This is a genomic window from Micromonospora sp. RTGN7, from assembly GCF_033804645.1.
Taxonomy (GTDB): domain Bacteria; phylum Actinomycetota; class Actinomycetes; order Mycobacteriales; family Micromonosporaceae; genus Micromonospora.
In genome coordinates, this window is record NZ_JAPZLF010000020.1 from 92,084 (window position 1) to 111,714 (window position 19,631).

The window sequence follows — 19,631 nt, forward strand, 5'->3', positions numbered from 1 at the left end:
CGCCCCGGACGGCGGCGCCACGGCCGGACCGGACGGCACCGACATCGAGACCAGCCGGGGGTGCGGCCGAGGATTCGGCCGGCCACACCCGGTCGGCACGGGACTCCGCGCTCATCCGTGTTGTCAACGCCATGCCTGGCACCATAGCTTGCGCCCGGGGCGCTGGTTAAGGTCTGAGCGCTGGGTGATCGAGTGGGACGGGAAGGGGCGACGATGGGGCCGACGGCGGACATCGCGGTGATCGGTGGGTCGGGGCTCTACGCCCTCCTGGAAGGCGCTACGGAGCACCGGGTGGAGACCCCGTACGGGGAACCGTCCGACGCGGTCACAATCGCCGAGGTGGGCGGCCGGCGGGTGGCGTTTTTGCCCCGCCACGGGCGCGACCACCGGCACCCACCGCACCTGATCCCGTATCGGGCGAACCTGTGGGCGCTGCGGTCGCTGGGAGTGCGCCAGGTGCTGGCCCCGTGCGCGGTCGGCGGGCTGCGCCCCGAGTTGGGGCCGGGCACCTTCGTGGTGCCGGACCAGCTCATCGACCGCACCAGCGGCCGGGTCCAGACGTACTACGACCGGGGCGCGGTGCATGTGACCTTCGCCGACCCGTACTGCCCGGTGGGTCGCCGGACGCTGCTCGACGCGGCGGCCGGTCGGGGCGTGCCGGCGGTCGACGGCGGCACGATGGTGGTCGTGGAGGGGCCGCGCTTCTCCACCCGGGCGGAGTCCCGCTGGTTCACCGCGATCGGCGGGGCGGTGGTCAACATGACCGGCCACCCGGAGGCAGTGCTGGCCCGGGAATTGGCCCTCTGCTACACCCCGATCGCGCTGGTCACCGACCACGACGCGGGGGTGGAGAGCAGCGAGTCGGTGACCCAGGAGGAGGTCTTCCGGGTCTTCGGCGAGAACACCGACCGGCTGCGCGGGGTGCTGCTGGACGCGGTCGCCGCCCTGCCGACGGGGCGGGACTGCCCGTGCGGGCGGGCGCTGGACGGGATCACGCTCCCGTTCCCACTCCCCTGATGATCTCCGCGGGCTGGGGCGAATCGCGCGATAGGTGAGCCTACTCCCGATAGATTCGGCAGGTCGGGGGCCGGTCGCCGCGTCGTCTCCGGCAGGGAGGCAGCCCGCGCCGCGGCACGGAGGCCCACCGATGGCAACGGTCCGCGAGACGACGTACGACCTGCTCCGGGCGCTGAATCTGACCACCGTCTTCGGCAACCCCGGCTCCACCGAGGAACCGTTCCTCCAGGACTTCCCCGCCGACTTCCACTACGTGCACGCCCTGCAGGAGGCGTCCGCCGTGGGGATGGCCGACGGGTACGCCCAGGCCACCGGCCGTCCCGCCCACGTCAACCTGCACACCGCGCCGGGCACCGGCAACGGCATGGGCAACCTGGCCACCGCCTGGCACAACAAGACACCGCTGATCGTCACCGCCGGCCAGCAGACCCGGGAGATGCTGCTGATCGAGCCCCGGCTGACCAACCTCCGGGCCGCCGAACTGCCCCAGCCGTACGTCAAGTGGGGCTACGAGCCACCCCGCGCGCAGGACATCCCGGCGGCGTTCATGCGGGCGTACGCCACGGCGGTGCAGCCGCCGGCCGGGCCGGTCTACCTATCCCTACCACTGGACGACTGGCACCAGCCGTCGGCCGGGGCGCCCGAGGTGCGCACGGTGGCCACCCGGTACGCCCCGGACCCGACCCGGCTGCGGGAGTTCGCCGCCCGGGTGTCCGCCAGCCGGTCCCCCGCGCTCGTCCTCGGTGGGGCGATCGACCGGGCCGGGGCGTGGCCGGCGGCGGTTGCGCTGGCCGAGCGGCTGGCCGCCCCGGTCTGGTCCGCCCCGGCCCCGGAGCGGGCCGCGTTCCCCGAGGACCACCCACACTTCCGGGGCGTGCTGCCGTACGCGATCGGGCCGTTGGCGGAGGCGCTGCGCGGGCACGACCTGGTGTTGGTGGTCGGGGCACCCGTGTTCCGCTACTACCCGCATGTGCCGGGGGACTACCTGCCGAGCGGCACCCGCCTGCTGCACATCACCGACGACCCGCAGGAGGCGGCCCGGGCCCCGGTCGGGGACAGCCTGCTCGGCGATCCGGGCCTGACCCTGGCCGCCCTGGTCGACCTACTCCCGGCCGCCGAGCGCCCGCCTCCGCCGCCCCGGACCGCCCCGGGACCGCCCGACCTCGGCCCGCCACTGAGCCCGGACGGTCTCTTCGCCACCCTGGCCCGACACTGGCCGCCCGACGGGGTGCTGGTGCAGGAGTCGCCGTCCAACCTGGCCGCCCTGCGCCGCCGGCTGCCGATCACCCGGGCCGCCTCGTACTTCACGATGGCCAGCGGCGGGCTCGGCTTCGGGCTGCCGGCGGCGGTGGGGATCGCGCTGGCCGAGCGGGACACCGGGCGGGGCCGTCCGGTGGTCGCCGTGATCGGGGACGGCTCGTTCCACTACTCGGTGCAGGCCCTGTGGACGGCGGCGCGGCTGCGCCTGCCGCTCGCCGTCGTGGTGCCGGTCAACCAGCAGTACGCGATCCTCAAGTCGTTCGCCGAGCTGAAGCACACCCCCGGGGTCCCGGGCCTGGACCTGCCCGGACTGGACATCACCGCAATAGCCAAGGGGTACGGCTGCGCCGCCACGGTCGTCGAGGAGCCCGACCGGTTGGGCGACGCGCTCAGCGCCGCACTCAACGCGGACCGGCCAACCGTGCTGTCGGTGCCGATCAGCACCGACGTGCCGGGGCTGCTCTGAGCACGAGCCATTTCCGGGCCGGACCACCGCTGTGCCGAACCACCCCCAGGCCGGACCACGGCCATGTTGGCCCCTAGGGAGCTGCCCCGTTCGCGCTACCGCCCCCCACCGCCCGGACTGCCCGGACTGCCCGGACTGCCCGGACGAGAACGCGGCCGGAGAGCGCACGGTCGAAGCAGGCCACGGCCCCGAGCGGGCGGCTCAGGGGTGCACGACCAGCGGCGCGCCGGTGGCCACGTCGAGCACAGTCCGGTCGCCGAGCGGCGCCTTGAGGGTGGCGGTGACCGACTTGAGCAGTAGCTGATCGGTGCAGATGCCGGTGGACCGGTTGACGCCGCCGCCGACCACCACCACGTCGTCGCGCTCCCGCACCAGCGGGGTAGCCCCGGTGTCGCAGGCACCCACGCCGATCCGCCAGGTCAGCCGGGCCCCGTCGATAGCCTGGAGGTCCTGGGCACCAACCACGTCGTCGGGCGCCGGCCCGGTGGGCGCGACGCCCCGGGGCACCGCGGTGACCGAGCCGGGCGCGACCGCGAGCCGGGCCACCGGGGCCTTCAGCTCCTCGACGGTGAAGACCCAGGCCGGCACCTGCGCCTCGCCCCGGCTAGTGCGCACCGGCGCGGTGCCGAGCCGCACGGCGGTGACGGTCAGCGGCACGCAGCCGGCCGACGGCACACTGCTCACCGGGCCGTCCGGGCCAGGCTCAACGGTCGGACCAGCCGTTCCGGGCTTGATGATCGGACCGGCCGTTCCGGGCCTGATGATCGGGCCGTCCTGGCCTGGCCTGATGATCGGGCCGTCCGGGCCAGGCTCGATGATCGGCCCGGACGTGGACTCGGGCTTGGGCCGGAAGCCCGGCCGCTTCTCGGGCGTCGGGGCCTGCGGGCGGCCCTCGCACGGCGGCGGGTCGCCCTGGTCGAGTTGCCGGTACGCAGAGGCGGCACTGACCAGCGGCACGGTCAGTGCCCCGTCGGGGAAGCGGATCGCGGCGTCGGCCGGCGCGGCGGTCGGCATCGCGATCTGCTCCCGGTACCAGCCGTTCCGGAACGCCTGCTCGGTCTGCGACGTGAAGCCGGGGTCGCCGAGCAGGACGGTCGGGTCCTGCAGCGGCACGTATCCGGAGGTCCAGGTCGGTCCCGGCCGCCACGCCTCGGCCACCTCGACGGCCCGCTGGTGGAACGCCTCCCCCCGGGCGTCGGTGCCGCCGGGGGGCGTGCCGTCGGCGGCCGGCTCCGAGCCGGCCGGGGCACACCCGGCCGCGACGAGGAACAGGGGCAGGCCCACACGGGCGAGAACTCGGTACATGCCCATTCGACGCGCCAGGGTCGGCCCCGGTTCCACCCGTCCCTCCCGCCCACCGGCCGGGGAGAGCCTTGCCAGCAGGCCGCCCAGGTTGCCCCGTCCGCCTGCCCGGGGCCGGACACGACTGTGCGCCCCGGTCCAGGTGGACCGAGGCGCACAGGTCAGGTAGTGGAGGTGCCGGGAATCGAACCCGGGTCCTTCGCCGGTTTGACAGGGCTTCTCCGAGCGCAGCTCGCTATGTCTCTACTCGGCCCCACCGCTCACGCGAGCGAGTTGGTGTGACGGGCCCAGCCGCTGATTAATCTCGCCGCACGGACCCCGCGACCGGGTCCGGTTGGCCAGCCCTCTAACTGATGCCGGCTATTGGGACGAAGGCGTTCCCAGGCCGACAGACTCAGCTACTCGCCTCAGGCGGCGAGAGCGAAGTCAGCGCGATTGTTCTTGGCGCTTATAAGTTTCCGACGACCGATTCTCGAGACGACGTCGGCTTCCTCGGCTCGCTTCCCCTGCCGCAACGTACGAAGTCGAAACCAGTCACCCCCTCGAAGGGCCGCCCCTGTCGGCGGCACACCAAGCCTAACGCGTACCGCAACAGCTTTCATCCCGAGCCCCGCCCCGGGCGCGCCGGACGGACAAACGGGACGAATCAATCGTCCATGCCCTTGCCTCGTCGGCCGGCGGCTCGGGCGATCTCCCGGTCCGCGTCCCGCTTGGCGAGGTCCTGGCGCTTGTCGTACGACTTCTTGCCCTTGGCCAGGGCAATCTCCACCTTGGCCCAGCCGTCGGAGAAGTAGACCTGCAACGGGACCATGGTCAGGCCGCCCTCGCGGGTCTTGTCGATCAGCCGGTCGATCTCCAGCCGCTTGAGCAACAGCTTGCGGGTGCGCCGGGGCTCGTGGTTGGTCCAGGTGCCCTGCGTGTACTCCGGGATGTGCATGCTGTGCAGGTACAGCTCGCCGTTGCGCTCCTGGGCGAACGCGTCGACCAGTGACGCTCGCCCGGCCCGCAGCGACTTCACCTCGGTACCGGTCAACGCCATGCCCGCCTCGTACGTGTCGAGGATGGCGTAGTCGTGGCGTGCCTTCTTGTTGGAGGCGACGACCTTGCGCCCCTTCTCCCGTGGCACCGGCGCCACCTCCCCCCTCGTGCGGCTCGCGGCCCATCAGGGCCGGGAGCGGAGATCATGCTACCCGAATGACAAGGACCCTCCGCCGCGGATTGTTCCGCGGCGGAGGGTCCCGCGCCGTTGACAGACCCGCAGGTGCCTAGACCCGCAGGTAGAACCGGAGGGTCACCCAGGCGGTGACGGCGCTGATCAGACCGCCCACGCCGGCCATGATCGGGAACATGACGAGGATGTCGCCCCAGGTGACCGGGGAGAGCAGTCCCTGAAGATCGCTGAGCGCCCCGTCGAACAGCAGGTATTTGGCCGCTATCAGGGCGACCAGGCCGATCAGCGAGCCGATCAGGCCCGCGACCACGGCTTCCAGCACGAACGGCGCCTGGATGAACCAGTTGGACGCGCCGACCAGCTTCATGACCGCGACCTCACGTCGCTTGCTGTACGCCGCGACCTGGATCGTGTTCGCGACCAACAGCAAGGCGGCGATGGCCATCACCGCCGCGGCCGCCAGGGCGATGTTCTGGATCGAGGTGAGGATCTTGAAGATCTTGTCCAGAAGTTGACTCTGGTCGACGATCTCATCGACGCCCTCGGTGTTCTTGTACTGGTTGTAGATCTCCCGGTACTGCTCGGGGTTGACCAGTTTGAGTCGGAACGACTCGGGCAGGCTGTCTGCCTTGACCGCGCTCAGCAGGTCGGGCGCGTCCCGGAACATCTCCTGGAAACGCTTGTACGCCTCGCTTTTGTCAACGAAGACGACCTCCTTGATCAGGGGGTCGCTCTTCAGCTTGGTGTCGATGTCGGCGCGCTGCTGCTCGTTGGCCTCCTTGGTCAGGAAGATCGAGACCTCGATGTTCTTGTAGTAGAGGTCCTTCATGTCGTCTACCTGGCGGTACATCAGACCGCTGGCACCGAGCATGGTCAACGACACGGCCATCGTGATGATCATGGCGATGGTCATGGTCACGTTGCGCCACAGTCCGACCAGTACCTCGGACAGGACGTATTTCACGCGCATCGGGAATTCCTCCGGGTCTCCGGCGTGAGGTGATCGTCGTCAGGCTGCACAGGGGCGGAGCGCCGGCTCACCCGTAGACGCCGCGGGCCTGGTCGCGCACGATGCGTCCGCTCTCGATCTCGATGACCCGACGTCGCATCTGGTTCACGATGTTGGAGTCGTGTGTGACCATCACGACGGTCGTGCCGGTGCGGTTGATCCGGTCCAGCAGGCGCATGATCTCGATCGAGGTGTCCGGGTCCAGGTTTCCGGTCGGCTCGTCCGCCAGCAGGATCAGCGGACGGTTCACGAACGCCCGCGCGACAGCAACCCGCTGCTGCTCACCACCGGAGAGCTCGTGCGGGTAGCGGTGCTCCTTGCCACCGAGACCGACCAGCTCCAGCACCTCGGGAACGACCCGGCGGGCCACCGCCTTGGTCTTGCCGATCACCTCGAGGGCGAACGCCACGTTCTCGTACGCGGTGCGGTTCGGCAGCAGCCGGAAGTCCTGGAAGACACAGCCGATCGAGCGCCGGAAGTGCGGCCGCTTCCAGGAACGCATCGAGGTGACGTCCTTGCTGTTGACGACGACCCGCCCCTTGCTGGGGGTCACCTCGTGCAGCAGCAACTTGATGATCGTGGACTTGCCGGAGCCGGATGGACCGATGAAGAAGACGAACTCGCCCTTCTCGATCGAGACGGACACGGCGTCGAGCGAAGGCCGGGACGCCTTCGGGTACGTCTTCGTCACTTGCTCAAGCTGAATCACGGGTCGTGACTCTACGCCCTGTAACTGATGAACCAAGCCCCACGCCCCGCCTGTGCGAGGCGCGTCATCGAATCACCCGGTTAGGGGTAGATCAATGACGCGCTCCGCCCACAAGCGATCACACTGCGTCATTGGCGAGCTGTCGCTGCTTGCGCCAACGGATACCGGCTTCAATGAAGCTGTCGAGTTCGCCGTCGAAGACCGAGCTCGGATTGCCGGTCTCCTGCTCGGTCCGGAGGTCCTTCACCATCTGGTACGGGTGCAGGACGTACGAGCGCATCTGGTCGCCCCACGAGCCGGCGGCGTTCTCCTTGAGCCCCTCCAGCTTGGCCTGCTCCTCCTGGCGCTTGCGCTCCAGCAGCCGGGACTGGAGCACCCGCATCGCGGACGCCTTGTTCTGCAACTGGGACTTCTCGTTCTGGCAGGTCACCACGATGCCGGTCGGGATGTGGGTGAGCCGCACCGCCGAGTCGGTGGTGTTGACGCTCTGCCCGCCCGGCCCGGAGGACCGGTAGACGTCGACCCGCATCTCGTTCTCGGGGATGTCGATGTGGTCGGTCTGCTCGGTCACCGGCAGCACCTCGACGCCGGCGAAGCTGGTCTGCCGGCGGCCCTGGTTGTCGAACGGGCTGATCCGCACCAGGCGGTGGGTGCCGGACTCCACGCTGAGCGTGCCGTAGGCGTACGGAACCTTGACCGCGAAGGTCGCGGACTTAAGGCCCGCCTCCTCGGCGTACGAGGTCTCGTAGACCTCGGTCGGGTAGCCGTGCCGTTCGGCCCAGCGCAGGTACATCCGCAGCAGCATCTCGGCGAAGTCGGCCGCGTCCACCCCGCCGGCCCCGGCCCGGATCGCCACCAGCGCCTCCCGCGAGTCGTACTCGCCGGAGAGCAGGGTGCGGACCTCCATCTCCTGGATGGCCTTGGTGAGCCCGGCGATCTCGGTCTCCACCTCGGCGAGCACCCCGGGGTCGTCCTCGGCCTCGGCCAGCTCCAGCAGCACCCGGGCGTCGTCGAGCCGGGAGCGCAGGCTGCCCAGCTTGCTGATCTCGCCGTTGACGTACGACAGCTGAGAAGTCACCTGCTGTGCCTTGGCCTGGTCGTCCCACAGGTCGGGCGCGGAGGCCTGCTCCTCGAGCCGGGCCTTCTCGTCGTGGAGCCGGTCGAGGTTGAGCACGGCCTCGATGTTGCGAAGGGTGGCGTCGAGTTCCTTGAGCTGTTCGGCGTAATCGGCAGCGGTCACGACACACAAGCCTACTGCGGATACGGGAGCTGGGCTTGCGAGCCCCGCGGTCGCGGGCGAAAAGGTGTCCCGGCGGAGGGGCGACACCGGCCTGCGCGACCTCGCCGGACGCTGTGCGGTTGCTGTGCCGAGGCGGCCCGTGGCGGGGTGGCGGCCGGTCAGCCGACCGGGGCGGTTTTCAGCCAGGAGAGGGCGGCCTTGTGGTAGGCGACGGCGAACTCCAGCGCGCTGGCGTCGTACGAGTCGCCCTCCTTCTTGGCGTTCTTCACCTGCTCCCGCACCCGGGCCAGGGCCTCGCTGTGGTATTCGTTGGCGGATGCCTGGAGGTTGCGCAGCTGGGTGGCCGAGTGCAGACCGCCGAACGCTATCCGCAGGGCGATCGGGTTACGGATGGTGTCCCGCCCCGGCTCCTCGGCCAACCAGCGGGAGAATGTCCGTTTTCCTGCTGCGGTGAGCGCGTACGGCTGGCTGGAGCGGGGGCCGGGCTTGCCCAGCCGCACCATGCCGCGCTCGGCCAGCACCGGGAGTTCCCGGTAGACCTGGCTGCGGGTCATCGACCAATAGGGGGCGAGCTTGCGCTCGGCGGCGGCCATCAGTTGACCGCCTGTCATGGGACCCTCGTGGAGCAGCCCGAGGAGGGCTGCCGCCGTGGGGTTCACTCCGGAATCCGCCATGGCCATTACGCTGCCACTTTACCGACTCGGCGTCCAGGATTTGACGTTTTCGCCACCCGGGAGGGTTTCCTATGTGCACTGTCGGCCGGCGACTGTCCGTTGAGGGTTCCGTGACATAACGCACGGAGGGCCCCCGCGATAGCACGGGGGCCCTGTGTCGAACGTGTCAGCCCATGTGGGGGTAGGTGTGGTCGGTCGGGGGGACGAAGGTCTCCTTGATCGTCCGGGGGGACATCCAGCGGACCAGGTTGTGCCAGGACCCGGCCTTGTCGTTGGTGCCGCTGGCCCGCGCGCCGCCGAAGGGCTGCTGCCCGACCACCGCCCCGGTCGGCTTGTCGTTGATGTAGAAGTTGCCGGCCGCGTACCGCATCCGCTCGGCCACCGCGTCGACGACCCGGCGGTCGGTGGCGAAGATCGCCCCGGTGAGCGCGTACGGGGCGATCGACTCGGCCTGGGCGACGGCCTCGTCGAAGCGGGCGTCGTCGAAGACGTGCACGCCGAGGATGGGCCCGAAGTACTCGGTGGTGAACGTCTCGTGCGCCGCGTCGGTGCACTCGAAGAGGGTCGGGCGGACGAACCACCCGACCGAGTCGTCGGCGGTGCCGCCGGCCAGCACGGTGCAGGAGTCGTCGCCGTTGATCAGCTTCAGCGCGGCGGTGTGCCGGTCGAACGCCTTGGCGTCGATCACGGCCCCGCCGAAGTTGCCGAAGTCGGTGATGTCGCCGTAGGTCAGTGACTCGGCGGTGGCGGCCAGCCGGTCGCGCAGCCCGCCCTCCCACAGCGACCGCGGCACGTACGCCCGGGACGCGGCCGAGCACTTCTGGCCCTGGTACTCGTACGCGCCCCGGATCAACGCGGTGTGCAGCGCGTCGGGGTCGGCGCTGGAATGGGCGACCACAAAGTCCTTGCCGCCGGTCTCGCCGACGAGCCGGGGGTAGCCCCGGTAGCGGTGGATGTTCTCCCCGACGGTCCGCCAGAGCTGCTGGAAGACCTTGGTGGAGCCGGTGAAGTGGATGCCGGCCAGCTCCGGGTCGGCGAGCACCACGTCGGAGACCTCCTCGCCCCGGCCGGTGACCATGTTGATCACGCCGGGCGGCAGGCCGGCCGCCTCGAACAGCCGCATGGTGAAGTTCGCGGCGAACTGCTGGGTCGGGCTCGGCTTCCAGACCACGGTGTTGCCGAGCAGGGCCGGGGCGGAGGGCAGGTTGCCGGCGATCGCGGTGAAGTTGAACGGGGTGACCGCGTAGACGAAACCCTCCAGAGGACGGTGGTCGAGGCGGTTCCACACCCCCGGGGAGGAGAGCGGCTGCTCCTCCAGCAGGCCCCGGGCGAAGTGCACGTTGAACCGGAGGAAGTCGATCAGCTCGCAGGCCGCGTCGATCTCGGCCTGGACGGCCGTCTTCGACTGGCCGAGCATGGTGGCGGCATTGATGGTGTCCCGCCACGGTCCGGCGAGCAGCTCGGCGGCGCGCAGGAAGATCGCCGCGCGCTCCTCGAACGGGAGCGCCCGCCACATCGGTGCGGCGTCCTTGGCGGCGCGGACGGCGGCGCGGGCGTCGTCGTGAGTGGCGTGTCCGGTGACGCCGAGCACGTGCGCGTGCCGGTGCGGCTGCACCACATCAATCGACTCGCCGCCGGCCATCCGCTGCTCGCCGGCGATGGTCATCGGCAGGTCGATGCGCTCGACGGCCAGCTCGGACAGGCGGCGCTGGAGCCGCTCCCGGTCGGCGCTGCCCGGCTCGTAGGTGCGGACCGGCTCGTTGCGCGGCTCGGGTACGGAGAACACGGCATCCATCGGGGCTCCTGGCGATCTCGGCAGCGGTGGCGAAATCGGACCCGCGGGCGCCGGCCGGGCGGCCGGTCGCTGGGCACCGCGCGGTGGACCGGGGCGCGGCGGCGGGACCTGCGCCGATTCTCCCACGCGGGGCCTCCGGCTCCGCCCCGCCCCGGGCCCACCCGCAGGCGGTTACCCCCGCCACCCCTCGCGCACCGGCCTACGAATCGTCGACTCACCAGCCTCCATACCCGCCGGATCCGCCACCAGCGCCCACGCCGACTTACGATCCATCACCACGCCTTGTCCACCACCGCCCGCGGCAGGAGGCGGGACGGGCCCCGGTTCGGTGCCACCGGAGGGCGGACGGGCGGGTCGGTCGCCGACCTGCGGACGGCCGGGAGACGTCGGTGCCGCGGGCGGACGGGCGGCGGCCTGGCAGCGCGTACCCTGGATGGCCGGTGACCAGCCCTGCCCCGTTCCGCCGCCAGAGCCGGCCGGGGATGGGCGCCCGTCGAAGGGAAAACGATGAGCAACCAGCCCGGCAGCTCCACCGCCGCGCAGCCGGACCAGCCGGCGCGGGACGTCCCGGCCGGGGCCGACGAGCCAGCCGCTGACGCCGCCCGGCCGGCCTCACGCACTGATGGGGGTACTGCGCCGGCGCGCGCCCCCGGTGCTGTCGTGCTGGCCCTGCTGGCCGTGGGCTGGCTGGCCGCGATGCTCTGGTCCACCCGGGCGGCGATCACCTCCGCCGAGGCGGGGGTCACCGCGATCAGCCTCTCCGCGTTCGCGCTGCCGGGGGTCATCTCGGCCGCGCTGGTGGCCGGCGCGGCGGTCGCCCTCGCGGCGACCAACCTGCTGGGCCGGCTCGGCGCGGGCCGGGACACCCTGCGCTTCGTCGTCGCAGTCGGCGCCGGCCTGCTGGTCGGGCTCGTCGCGGCGCTGGTGATCAACCTGACCTACTACGACAACGCGACCACCAACGTGATCGCCGGCACCACCGCCGCCACGGCGGTCATCGGTGGCGCGTTGGCCGGCGCCCTGTCCATCATCGGCGGCTCGGTGCCCGGTGCCGGCACCGCCCGGGTGGTCGGCGCGATCGTCACCGCCGCCCTCGGCGCGCTGGTCTTCGTGGTGGCCTTCAGCAAGGCCCGCGACCCACTGTTCGACCTCTTCGGCGCGGGTGACACCCAGCAGTCACTGTTCAGCGCGGCCAAGTGGGTGTCCCGCACGGAGTCCCTGCTCGCCGGGCTGCTTGCCGGGCTGCTCGCCTTCGGGTATCTCACCTGGGCCCGGCGGCGCGCCGAGCGGCACGATCCGGCAGCGCCGGGCGTCCGCTGGCCCGGCTACCTGCTGGCCGGGGCCGGCCCGGGCCTACTCCTGCTGCTCGCCGAGATCATCATCCGGGTCGGGGGGCGGTCCCTGCTCGACCTGGCCGGCGCGCTGAGCGAGGCGGACGCCGTCGCCCAGACCTCGCTGGGCACCTCCCGGATCGACAACGGGATCTGGATGCTCTTCGTCGGCGCGCTCACCGCGCTGATCGCCTTCGGCCGCACCCTGGGCCCCGCCCCGCACGACGACGAGGACGAGGCCACGGAGGCGACAGCCGACCGCTGACGGACGGCCCTGACCCGCCCCGCCGCCCACCCGTACCGGTCTCCGGTCAGGACGCGGCGCGCAGCAGCTGCTCCAGCTCGGTGGGGTCGTACCACTCCAGCTCGTGGTCCTCCGTCCCGTCCACGGTGAACTGGGCGTCCGGGTCACCGGCCAGTGCCTCGGCGGCGACGGCCACGGCGGCGGTCACGTCGTCGCGCGCGTCGTCGCCGTCGACGTGCAGCGCGGCGACCGCCGTCACCGGGATCGGCCGGACCAGCCGGACCGCGCTGGAGCCGAGCTCGTCGTCGGTGCGTCGCAGCGCCGAGGCGGGGACGTCGACGGAGATGACAACGCGTCGGCGGGGCGCGGTCGGGTCGTCCCGGAGCAGGAACAGGGCGTCCTGGGCGGCCCGGATGAACGCGACGTACTCCAGTTCCTCCTCGTCGCCCTCGGCGTACCACTCGCGCAGCGCGGGGGTCACTGCATGGGCGTCGGTCTCGGGCAGTCCCTGCTCGGGGAGGCGGGCCAGCATCGGCACGATCGCCGGCACGTACACCCGGACAAGCTCGTCGGTCACCGGTCGTCTCCCCTGCTCCGCCTCCCGACCGGCGTGCGCCGGCCCGGGCGCCGATCATGCCGTACGCCGTGACCGTCATATCATCCCGCACCCGCCCGGGCGGAGGTTGCCGCGCGGGCGGCGCGGGCGGGTCGGGGCCGGCGGAGCCGCCGCGTTGTCGGCAGCGGATGGCAAACTGAAGCAAACGACGCCAACCCCGGGAGTTTCCGTGGAGCCGAGGTTCCTGCTGCTCTCCGACGTGGCCACCGAGCTGAACGTGTCGGACTCGCAGGTCTACCACATGGTGCGCAGCGGCGAACTGCCCGCCATCAAGATCGGCGGGCGGGGGCAGTGGCGGGTCGAGCGCGCCCGCCTGGAGGATTACATCCAGCGCAAGTACGCCGAGACCGCGGATTGGGTCCGGGACAACCCGCTGACCGATCGCGACGCCGAGTAGCACTCTCCTCGCAGAGGGCATTGACCCCGGGCGTTGCCTTGCCCGAGAATCGAAGCTGTCGAAGGCAAACGTAGGTAAACGCAAGCATCGGGGGTAGCGATGATCGAGTCCCGCCGGCCCGGGCCCCTCCGTCCCCCGGTCCGGGTGCGGCCGGCGCCCTCGCTCGACCCGCCCTTCACCGAGGAACCGGCCGAGGGCTGGCCCCGACCGGTCGCCGCCCAACTGGCCCTCGACCTCTTCGAGGCCCACCGCAGCGCCCCCGCCCGCCCCGGCGGGCGGCCGCACGACCCCCGCCCCACCCCCGGCGGGCCCGGCCGGGCCAGCGCGGCGGCCCCGCCGCCCGCCGCGCTGGTCACGGCCACCCCGGAGGCAACCCGAGCCGCCCAGCGCTTCGTCGCCACCTGCCTGGAGATCCTCAACGGGTACCGGCCGCTCGGGCAGCTCCGACCGCTGAGCGAGCCCGCCTCCTCAGCGGACGTGATGCACGAGCTGACCAGGGCGGCAGCCCACACCGGTCCGGTCCGCCGACGCTCGACCCGCCCGACCGTGCGGCTGCGTCGCCTGCGGGTCTGCGAGCCCCGTCCCGCGGCGCTGGAGGCCGCCGCCGTCCTGTCCAACGCCGCCGGGCGCACCTGGGCGATGGCGCTACGCCTGGAGCACCGGCGCGGTCGCTGGCTCTGCACCGCCCTCCAGGTCGTCTGACGGGCCACCACACCGCCGGAGCCACCCGCCGGCCCCTACCGGGGGCGACTCGTCCGTTCGGTCCTGTCTGCGGTGCCGCCCCGGCCTGGGCTGATCAAGGCCTCGGAGCGGGAAGAGGCGGAACGGGCCCCGGCTGGTCGCCGGGGCCCGTTCTCGCTCGCTAAAAGGTCACTCGCCGCCACTGGCGGCACCCGGCCGGGTCAGCCGGCCAGGTCAACTCGGGCCTGGTCAGTTGCCGCCGTTGGCGGAGCCGTGGCAGCGCTTGTACTTGCGGCCGGAGCCGCAGGGGCAGGGCGCGTTGCGGGACGGACCGCCGGAGGCCGCCTGACCCGGGGCCGTACGGCGGGCCGAGTTGGCCGCGACGGCCTGCCCGCTCCCGCCGAAGGCGGCCGGACGACGCGACGCCTCGGTGGCGGGCGGGGCCGCCGGCCGGGCCGGCTTCTCGGAGCGGGGCGCCCGCACCGGCGGGGCCTGCTCACCCGGACGCTCCACGACGACCGCACCGGCGCCGGCCTCACCGTCGATGGTCGGCGCGGAATACTGGAGGCCCTGCTGCTGGGGGGCGCGGCCCAGGCCCTTGGCCCGAATCTCCACCGGCTTCTCCAGCAGCTGCACCTCCTCGGCCTCGGCCTCCTCCTGCTGGACCTGGACCTCCAGGTTGTAGAGGAAGCCGACCGTCTCCTCCTTGATGCCGTCCATCATCGTGGCGAACATGTCGAAGCCCTCGCGCTGGTATTCCACCACCGGGTCGCGCTGGGCGTACGCCCGCAGGCTGATGCCCTCCTGGAGGTAGTCCATCTCGTAGAGGTGCTCACGCCACTTGCGGTCGATGACCTGGAGCATCACCATCCGCTCGAGCTGGCGCGTGCCCTCCTCGCCGAGCTGCTCCTCACGCCGGTCATACCCGGCGTTCGCGTCCTCCTTGAGGCGGGCGACCAGGAAGTCCTGGTCCATGCCGGCCCGGGAGCCGATCTCCTCCTCCAGCTCCTCCAGAGTGACGCCCACCGGGTAGAGCTGCTTGAGGCTGGCCCAGAGCTGCTCGAGGTCCCAGTCCTCGGCGTACCCGTCGCTGGTGGCGCCGACCACATACGCGCCGACCACGTCGTCGATCATGTTGCGGACCTGCTCGGAGAGGTCCTCACCGTTGAGCACCCGCAGGCGCTCGGCGTAGATGACCTGGCGCTGCTTGTTGAGCACCTCGTCGTACTTCAGGACGTTCTTGCGGATCTCGGCGTTCTGGCCCTCGATCTGGGCCTGGGCGCTCTTGATCTGACGGGTGACCATCTTCGACTCGATGGGCACGTCCTCCGGGATGTTGAAGCGCTCCATCACCGCCTCGACCGCGCCGGCCCGGAAGCGCTTCATCAGCTCGTCCTGCAGCGAGAGGTAGAAGCGGGACTCGCCCGGGTCACCCTGCCGGCCGGCCCGACCGCGCAGCTGATTGTCGATCCGCCGCGACTCGTGCCGCTCGGTGCCCAGCACGTAGAGCCCGCCGACGGCGGAGACCTCCTCCGCCTCAGCCTCGCAGGTCTGCTTCCACTTGGGCAGGACCTCCTCCATGGCCTTGGCGTACTCCTCCTCGTTCTCCGCCGGATCGAGGCCGCGCTGGCGCAGCTCGTCGGCGGCGCGGAACTCGGGGTTACCGCCGAGCAGGATGTCGGTGCCCCGGCCGGCCATGTTGGTCGCCACGGTGACCCCGCCCTTGCGCCCGGCCTGGGCGACGATCTCCGCCTCCTTGGCGTGGAACTTGGCGTTCAGCACGGAGTGCGGGATGCCCCGGCGGCGCAGCAGCTGGGAGATGATCTCGGAGTTCTCCACCGAGACGGTGCCGACCAGCACCGGCTGACCGGCCTGGTGCCGCTCGGCGATGTCCTCGACGACCGCGTTGAACTTGGCCTTCTCGGTCTTGTAGATCACGTCGGCCCGGTCCATCCGGACCATCGGCCGGTGGGTCGGGATGGTCACCACGCCGACCTTGTAGACCTTGTTGAACTCGCCCGCCTCGGTCTGGGCCGTACCGGTCATGCCGGAGAGCTTCTCGTAGAGGCGGAAGTAGTTCTGGAGGGTGATGGTGGCCAGGGTCTGGTTCTCCTGCTTGATCTCCACCCCCTCCTTGGCCTCGATCGCCTGGTGCATGCCCTCGTTGTAGCGGCGCCCGTGCAGGATGCGGCCGGTGAACTCGTCGACGATCAGGACCTCGCCGTCGCTGACGATGTAGTCCTTGTCGCGCTTGTAGAGCTCCTTGGCCTTGATCGCGTTGTTCAGGTAACCCACGAGGGGGGTGTTCACCGACTCGTAGAGGTTGTCGATGCCGAGCCGGTCCTCCACCTTGGCCACGCCGCGCTCGGTCACCGCGATGGTGCGCTTGGCGTAGTCGACCTCGTAGTCGCCCTCGCCGTCCTTGCCGGACTGGAGCCGGGCCACCACGCCGGAGAACTCGCCGTACCAGCGGGCCGAGTGCTCGGCCGGGCCGGAGATGATCAACGGCGTCCGGGCCTCGTCGATCAGGATCGAGTCGACCTCGTCGACCACCGCGAAGTTGTGGCCGCGCTGGACCAGCTCTTCCTTCGACCAGGCCATGTTGTCGCGCAGGTAGTCGAAGCCGAACTCGTTGTTGGTGCCGTAGGTGATGTCGCAGTCGTATGCGGCACGGTGCTCGCTGGCCGGCCGGTTGGGCAGCACCACGCCGACGGTGAGGCCGAGGAACTCGTGCACCCGGCCCATCCAGGCGGCGTCGCGCTGGGCCAGGTAGTCGTTGACCGTGATCACGTGCACGCCCTTGCCGGACAGTGCGTTGAGATACACCGCCATGACCGAGGTCAGGGTCTTACCCTCACCGGTCTTCATCTCGGCGATATTGCCGAAGTGCAGCGCAGCCCCACCCATCACCTGGACGTCGTACGGCCGCTGGCCGAGCACCCGGGCCGACGCCTCGCGCACCGTGGCGAACGCCTCCGGCAGGAGGTCGTCGAGCGTCTCACCGTCGGCGAGGCGCTCCCGGTATTGGTCGGTGAGGCCACGCAGTTCGTCGTCGGTGAGGTTGACGTAGTCGTCCTCGATCGAGTTGACGACGGCGGCGATGGCCTTCAGCCGGCGCACCATGCGGCCCTCGCCCGCGCGAAGGATTTTTTCCAGAATCGACACGGATCAACGCTCCCCTAGACAGTCTCGACCCATCGTAGGCGCTCCGTCGGCCCGATGGTCACTGGTGGCAGCGGTCCGATCGGCCGAAACCGACATAACACTCGGACCACGGGGCCTGCGGCGGGATATCCAGTTACGCCCAGCGCGAACGATCCGGCACGATGGCTCGGGTGGAACCCGTGGAAATCACCGAGGACGGTCTGCTGCTGCGGCCCTGGCAGGCGACCGACGCGGACGCCGTGCACCGGGCCTGCCAGGATTCGGACATCCAGCGCTGGACCACCGTACCGCGCCCGTACCTGCCTGAACACGCCCGTGGCTTCGTCACCGAGATCAGTCCGGCCGCCTGGCGCGACGGCACCGGCGCCCTGTTCGCCGTCTGCGACGCCGCCACCGGCGAGCTGCTCGCCTCCTGCGGGCTGGTCTCGCTGAGCCCGGCCGTGAACACCGGTGAGATCGGCTACTGGGTGGCACCGTGGGCGCGGGGGCAGGGCGTCGCCGCCCGGGCCACCCGGGCGGTCGCCCGGTGGGCCTTCGACGCGCTGAGGCTGCGCCGACTGCTCTGGCAGGCCGAGATCGGCAACCACCCCTCCCGACTGGTCGCGCTGCGCGCCGGATTCCGGGTTGAGGGCGAACTTCGGCTGGCCCACCCGGCGCTCGGCGGGAGGCGGGAGGCGTGGGTCGGCTCCCTCTTCCCCGACGAGTTGCCCGCGCCGGGCGCCCCCGGGCCGGCCGAGCCGGGGACGCTGGACGCGCGCCGGGCCGCCGTCTTCACCCGCCCCCAGCCCACCCTGTTCGCCACCACCGCCGGGGGCGAGGAGCTGCGGCTGCGGCCGATCGATGAGCGCGACCTCGACGACATCGTCGAGACCTGCCGCGACCCGCACACGGCCCGGTGGACCACGGTGCCGGCCCCGTACGACCGGACGCACGCCGAGGGATTCAAGCGGGACATCGCCGACGCGGCGTGGGCGCGCGGCACCGGGGCCTCCTTCACCGTCGCCGACGGCGACGACCGGTACGTCGCCTCGATCGACCTGCGGATCACCGCCGCCGACCCGGTGCGGGGCTCGGTCGGCTTCATGACCGCGCCGCACGCCCGGGGGCGGGGGTACATGCCGGCCGCGACCGCCGCCCTCGCCGCCTGGGGCTTCACCACCTTCGGCCTGGCCCGGATCGAATGGCGGGCGCTGGTCGGCAACACCGCCTCCCGGCGGGTGGCGGAGAAGGCCGGCTTCACCATGGAGGGCGTGGCCCGGGCGGCACTGGCGACCCGCGGCGGCGCCCGGGGCGACACCTGGGTCGGCTCGCTGCTCCCCGAGGACCTCGCGTGAGCCCGCTGCCCGGCACCATCGAGGCCGAGGGGGTCCGGCTGCGGCACTTCGACGCCGACGACGTCGCGGACGTCGCGGCGGCCTGCTCCGACCCGCTGACCCAACGGTTCCTGCCCGGCCTGCCGAGCCCGTACACCGAGGCGGACGCCCGGTGGTGGGTCACCGAGGGCGCCCCGGCGATCCGGGCCACCGGCGGGGCCGCGTATGCGGTGACGGACCCGGCGACCGACCGGCTACTCGGCGGGGTCGGCCTGAGTAACCCGATTCCGGCCCGGGGGCAGGCGGAGATCGGCTACTGGGTCGCGCCGTGGGCGCGCGGACGCGGGGTGGCCAGCGCCGCGACCCGGGCGCTGGCCGCAGCGGCGTTCAGGCACGACACGGCCCGACTGGAGCTGCTCACCCACCCGGAGAACGCGGCCAGCCAGCGCGTCGCGCTCGCCGCCGGCTTCCGGCACGAGGGGGTACGCCGCGCGGCGACCCCGGCCCGCGACGGCAGCCGGCACGACCGGGTCTGCTGGGTGCGGCTGGCCGACGACCCGCCCGGCCCCGTGGACCGGGCCCTGCCCGACCTGCCCGACGGCCGGCTCACCGACGGCGTGATCACCCTTCGCCGGCTCGTCCCGGACGACGCGGAGCTGATGTATCGGCTGCACAGCCGGCCCGAGGTGGTGGCGAACCAGGCACCGCCGGTGCCGCCCGGGTGGGAGGCGATCCAGCGGCGCTGCCGGCTCGCGGAGAGCAACTGGTTGACCGGCGACATCGCGCGGATGCTGATCACCGACGCGGCGACGGGCGAACCGGCGGGCAGTTGCGGGCTGTCCTACACCGAGCCGGGCATCGACGAGGCGTCGATCGGCTACGCGCTGCTGCCGCCGTGGCGGGGCCGGGGGTACGCCACCCGGGCCGTCCGGCTGCTCGCCGGCTGGGCCTTCGGGCCGGCCGGGATCGCCCGGCTGACCGCCGGCACGGTGCCGGAGAACACCGCCTCGCACCGGGTGCTGGAAAGGGCCGGCTTCCACCGCGAGGGGCTGCTGGTGGGCCGCCTGCCGGGCCTGGCCGGCACCCGCCTCGACGACCTCGTCTTCGCCCTGCTCCCCGGCGATCTCCGCTGACCGATCGTGGGGGGGGGGGGGGGGGGGCGCCCCACCCCCGCGGGGCGGGGGGGGCCGGGGGGGGGCCCCCGGCCCCCCGGCGCCGCCCCCCGGGGCTGGCGGTGCGGA

General features: G+C 71.9%; 16 protein-coding genes and 1 other RNA gene. 7 read left to right on the forward strand and 10 right to left on the reverse strand.

The genetic code is table 11. The annotated features are described in order from the left end of the window. Positions 1-213 precede the first annotated feature (213 nt). Both SNR22_RS24120 and mdlC read left to right on the forward strand, forming a co-directional pair. Entirely contained in the window at positions 214-1,017 is an 804-nt protein-coding gene (locus SNR22_RS24120) for an S-methyl-5'-thioadenosine phosphorylase (RefSeq protein ID WP_320068932.1), read from the forward strand. A 130-nt stretch (positions 1,018-1,147) separates the two neighbouring features. Further along, on the forward strand, positions 1,148-2,743 hold the full coding sequence (gene mdlC / locus SNR22_RS24125; RefSeq protein ID WP_320068933.1) for a benzoylformate decarboxylase: 1,596 nt from the start codon (positions 1,148-1,150) through the stop codon (positions 2,741-2,743). Between the two features lie 201 nt (positions 2,744-2,944). Here the strand turns inward: mdlC and SNR22_RS24130 are convergent, their stop codons facing one another. From SNR22_RS24130 to pruA, 8 genes are all read right to left on the reverse strand, one after another. Further along, complete coding sequence (locus SNR22_RS24130) at positions 2,945-4,084, reverse strand: hypothetical protein (protein ID WP_413775695.1); 1,140 nt, start codon at positions 4,082-4,084, stop codon at positions 2,945-2,947. Between the two features lie 127 nt (positions 4,085-4,211). Further along, positions 4,212-4,587: a transfer-messenger RNA gene (ssrA, locus tag SNR22_RS24135) on the reverse strand. 104 nt (positions 4,588-4,691) lie between these two features. Continuing rightward, positions 4,692-5,171 (reverse strand): SsrA-binding protein SmpB, encoded by a 480-nt coding sequence (gene smpB / locus SNR22_RS24140; protein ID WP_320068934.1) that lies wholly within the window; start codon positions 5,169-5,171, stop codon positions 4,692-4,694. Positions 5,172-5,310: 139 nt separating this feature from the next. After that, positions 5,311-6,186, reverse strand: a complete 876-nt coding sequence (gene ftsX / locus SNR22_RS24145) for a permease-like cell division protein FtsX (protein WP_320068935.1) — start codon at positions 6,184-6,186, stop codon at positions 5,311-5,313. Between the two features lie 67 nt (positions 6,187-6,253). Beyond that, positions 6,254-6,934: a cell division ATP-binding protein FtsE gene (gene ftsE, locus SNR22_RS24150; protein ID WP_320068936.1), complete on the reverse strand. Its 681-nt coding sequence runs from the start codon at positions 6,932-6,934 to the stop codon at positions 6,254-6,256. A gap of 118 nt (positions 6,935-7,052) precedes the next feature. Then, positions 7,053-8,174 (reverse strand): peptide chain release factor 2, encoded by a 1,122-nt coding sequence (gene prfB, locus SNR22_RS24155; protein WP_320068937.1) that lies wholly within the window; start codon positions 8,172-8,174, stop codon positions 7,053-7,055. 158 nt (positions 8,175-8,332) lie between these two features. Continuing rightward, the gene (locus tag SNR22_RS24160; RefSeq protein ID WP_320068938.1) at positions 8,333-8,848 is read right to left on the reverse strand and encodes a PadR family transcriptional regulator; all 516 of its coding nucleotides are present in this window, start codon (positions 8,846-8,848) and stop codon (positions 8,333-8,335) included. 166 nt (positions 8,849-9,014) lie between these two features. Next, positions 9,015-10,643: an L-glutamate gamma-semialdehyde dehydrogenase gene (gene pruA / locus SNR22_RS24165; protein ID WP_320068939.1), complete on the reverse strand. Its 1,629-nt coding sequence runs from the start codon at positions 10,641-10,643 to the stop codon at positions 9,015-9,017. A 507-nt stretch (positions 10,644-11,150) separates the two neighbouring features. Here pruA and SNR22_RS24170 point away from each other — a divergent pair. Continuing rightward, entirely contained in the window at positions 11,151-12,239 is a 1,089-nt protein-coding gene (locus tag SNR22_RS24170) for a hypothetical protein (RefSeq protein ID WP_320068940.1), read from the forward strand. Between the two features lie 46 nt (positions 12,240-12,285). Here SNR22_RS24170 and SNR22_RS24175 read toward each other — a convergent pair whose 3' ends face one another. Then, complete coding sequence (locus tag SNR22_RS24175; RefSeq protein WP_320068941.1) at positions 12,286-12,795, reverse strand: DUF6912 family protein; 510 nt, start codon at positions 12,793-12,795, stop codon at positions 12,286-12,288. Positions 12,796-13,003: 208 nt separating this feature from the next. Between SNR22_RS24175 and SNR22_RS24180 the strand changes: the two genes are divergently transcribed. Both SNR22_RS24180 and SNR22_RS24185 read left to right on the forward strand, forming a co-directional pair. Beyond that, complete coding sequence (locus SNR22_RS24180) at positions 13,004-13,231, forward strand: helix-turn-helix domain-containing protein (protein WP_320068942.1); 228 nt, start codon at positions 13,004-13,006, stop codon at positions 13,229-13,231. A 99-nt stretch (positions 13,232-13,330) separates the two neighbouring features. After that, positions 13,331-13,933, forward strand: coding sequence for an Rv3235 family protein (locus tag SNR22_RS24185; RefSeq protein ID WP_320068943.1), 603 nt, complete (start codon positions 13,331-13,333; stop codon positions 13,931-13,933). 228 nt (positions 13,934-14,161) lie between these two features. Here the strand turns inward: SNR22_RS24185 and secA are convergent, their stop codons facing one another. After that, the gene (secA, locus tag SNR22_RS24190) at positions 14,162-17,077 is read right to left on the reverse strand and encodes a preprotein translocase subunit SecA (protein ID WP_320068944.1); all 2,916 of its coding nucleotides are present in this window, start codon (positions 17,075-17,077) and stop codon (positions 14,162-14,164) included. Positions 17,078-17,238: 161 nt separating this feature from the next. On the opposite strand from secA, the gene SNR22_RS24195 reads away from it, so the two are divergent. Both SNR22_RS24195 and SNR22_RS24200 read left to right on the forward strand, forming a co-directional pair. Further along, positions 17,239-18,411: a GNAT family protein gene (locus tag SNR22_RS24195; RefSeq protein WP_320068945.1), complete on the forward strand. Its 1,173-nt coding sequence runs from the start codon at positions 17,239-17,241 to the stop codon at positions 18,409-18,411. A 5-nt stretch (positions 18,412-18,416) separates the two neighbouring features. Further along, positions 18,417-19,523: a GNAT family N-acetyltransferase gene (locus tag SNR22_RS24200; RefSeq protein WP_413775696.1), complete on the forward strand. Its 1,107-nt coding sequence runs from the start codon at positions 18,417-18,419 to the stop codon at positions 19,521-19,523. Positions 19,524-19,631 lie beyond the last annotated feature (108 nt).